This window comes from Protofrankia sp. Cr1 (assembly GCF_963555865.1).
Taxonomy (GTDB): domain Bacteria; phylum Actinomycetota; class Actinomycetes; order Frankiales; family Frankiaceae; genus Protofrankia.
Map to the genome: position 1 here is coordinate 1 of NZ_CAUVXO010000312.1, position 2564 is coordinate 2564.

At 70.8% G+C, this 2564-nt stretch carries 3 protein-coding genes; 2 read left to right on the plus strand and 1 reads right to left on the minus strand.

Annotation, left to right across the window (positions count from 1 at the left end; all coding sequences use genetic code 11):
* The first annotated feature begins 282 nt into the window (after nt 1–282).
* Entirely contained in the window at nt 283–1458 is a 1176-nt protein-coding gene (locus tag U9980_RS19980; protein ID WP_322769312.1) for a sensor histidine kinase, read from the plus strand.
* On the plus strand, nt 1455–2060 hold the full coding sequence (locus tag U9980_RS19985) for a response regulator transcription factor (RefSeq protein ID WP_322769313.1): 606 nt from the start codon (nt 1455–1457) through the stop codon (nt 2058–2060). The genes U9980_RS19980 and U9980_RS19985 overlap by 4 nt, the downstream gene beginning before the upstream one ends.
* On the opposite strand, the gene U9980_RS19990 is transcribed toward U9980_RS19985, so the two are convergent.
* A partial coding sequence (locus tag U9980_RS19990) for a SagB family peptide dehydrogenase (protein WP_322769314.1) occupies nt 2029–2564 on the minus strand: 536 nt, incomplete at its 5' end. The two genes, U9980_RS19985 and U9980_RS19990, sit on opposite strands and share 32 nt — an antisense overlap.

Here is a 2564-nt window from a genome sequence, read left to right on the forward strand (position 1 = left end):
TGCCGCGCAACGAGGAGTCAACCACGTTGTGCGTACGGGGACGGAGGCGGCTTGGGACGGCAATCGGACGGGGGGCGACGTCGTCCGTATGACGTCGTCCGTATGACGTCGTCCGTATGACGTCGTCCGTATGACGTCGTCGGCGTGAGGCTGTCTGTGTGCGGTCGTCCGGGTGGAGCCTACCTTCCCTGCGATCCTACCCACACGGGCACCCCATTTCCTTCACTCATAGCTGATTACTCATCGCCGATCGCGACGGTTGCGAGTAGGGGGTAGTGCCGGGTGGTCCGACGACTGAGGCACGGCGTCGTCGCGGCCACCGTTCTGTACGTCGGGTACGTGGAGGTACTTCTCGCAGCCGGGGAGGCCCGCCAGCGCCACATCGGCCTACTGCTCGCAAGCCTCGCGGGCCTGGTGTTGTTCACGGCATTGCAGGCCCGTACCCTGCTCGGCGGTGGCCCGTTCTGGCTTGGATGCACAGCCGGCGCAGCCGCGCTCACCATGGCCCTCGGATGGGGTGGCCCCGCACTCGAGCTACCCGTCTTCGCCGCGTTCGCGCTCGGGGACGTCCCACGCCGGTGGGCCGGACCGGCCGCGGGCGTCTTGGCCGCCGGTACCGCAACCGCCGGCGCGCTGCACGGCTCCGCCGTTGCCGCCCTCGGCGTCGGAGAGCTCACGGTGCTCGTCGCGGTGGCGGCCCTCGCGATCACCTCGCTGGAGCGGCAGATCGCTGTGACCGATGTCGAACACAGTGCACTCGCGCACGCGGCCGCGGCGGTCGAACGCCAGCACCTGGCCCGCGACATCCACGACCTGCTCGGGCACAGCCTGACCGTGGTCACTCTGAAGAGTGAGCTGGCCAGTCGGCTGGCCGACAGCGACATCCCGGCGCTGCGCAGGGAGCTGGCGGGCCTCACCTCGATCTGCCGTGACTCCCTGCGCGCCGTCCGCGACCTGGCTTCCCGCAGGTGGCACCTGCGGCTCGATGTCGAGATCGAACACGTCGGCAAGGTCCTGACCGACCTGGGGATCGGCTGGCATGTCAGGGCCGTCCCGACGGAACTGGCCGACAGCCCCCGCGAGCTGCTGGCCTGGGCGTTCCGGGAAGGCGCGACGAACATGCTGCGCCACAGTCGACCCGCCGTTCTCGATGTCGCGTTCCACCGGGCCGACGGCGACATCACCATGACGATGACCAACGACGGCGCCGGCGCGCCTGGTTTGACCGATCTCGCCCCGGGCGCGGGCCTGGAGGGGCTGGCCGGCCGGCTGGCGGCAGCCGGCGGACGGGTGGACCGTCGGCGGCTGCCCGGCGGACGCTTCGAGCTCGCGGTGACCGTCCCGCTGGACGCGGCCCGTACCAATCGGCCGGCCGCCCCCGGGCCGGAGCCGAGCAGCCAGCCGGTCGGGCCGGAGAGCGGCGTCCGGCCCGTCTCCCTACCCGGAGTGACCGCATGATCGACGTTGTACTAGCCGAAGATCATGATCTCATTCGCAGTGCGTTGGTGGCGCTGCTCTCGCTGGAGGACGACGTCCGGGTCGTCGCCGAGCTGTCCCGTGGGGACGAGATCGTCGCGGCGGTCGCCCGCCTTGAGCCGCACGTCGCCATCCTCGACGTCGACCTGCCGGTCCTTGACGGCATCGCCGCCGCCGCCACGCTGCGGCGGACGCATCCCCGAACCGGGGTACTCATCCTCACCAACCTCGGCCGCCCGGCGGTCCTGCGGCGGGCGTTGGCAGCCGGAGCGCTCGGCTTCCTCCAGAAGACCGTGCAGGCCGACGAACTGATCTCCGCTGTCCGCCGGGTCAGCGTCGGCGAGCGGGCCATCGACACCGACCTGGCGGCCCAGACGATCGCGGTGCCCGACTGCACGCTCACCCGCCGGGAGCTCGACGTCCTTGCGCACATCGCGGAGGGATCGACGGTCAACGAGGTCGCCCGGACCCTGTTCCTGTCCGCCGGCACGGTCCGCAACTACCTTTCAGCGGCGATCAGCAAGACCAACGCCCGCAACCGGTTGGACGCGGTCAACATCGCGCGGGCACACGGCTGGATCTGACCACATCGGCGAACGCATGGGGCCCGGCCGCCACGCCGGCCGGGCGGCTGCCGAGAAGAAACTCGCCGACCGAGGACTCAGCCGTCCACTCGGTGCCGAAGGCCCGCGCCGCGAGCGCCGTGTCCCCGCTGCCCAGCCCGCACGGGGCCAGCCCCATGGCCGTGGCCACCAGGTACATGGTCTGATACAGAGCGCCGACCTGCTTCAACGTCGTGGCGTACGCGATGCCGCTGTACTTCCAGGCCATCCGGGCGAAACGTGCGGTGATTGTGACCAGCACCTGGGGTTCGACCGCGCCTCCGGTGGCCGCGACGGCACCGGCGAGCAGTGCCCGCCGATCGGCGTCGGCGGTGTCGAGAAGCCGTAGCCGGTGGCCGGCGGCATCGTAGTGGTACACGCCTGCCGCGAGTCCGTCACAACGCGCGACTGAAAGGTACAGCTCCAGCTCGCCCATGGAACCGCCCGCCGGGTAGGGGCGATCCACCGCCGTGTAGGCGACCCCCA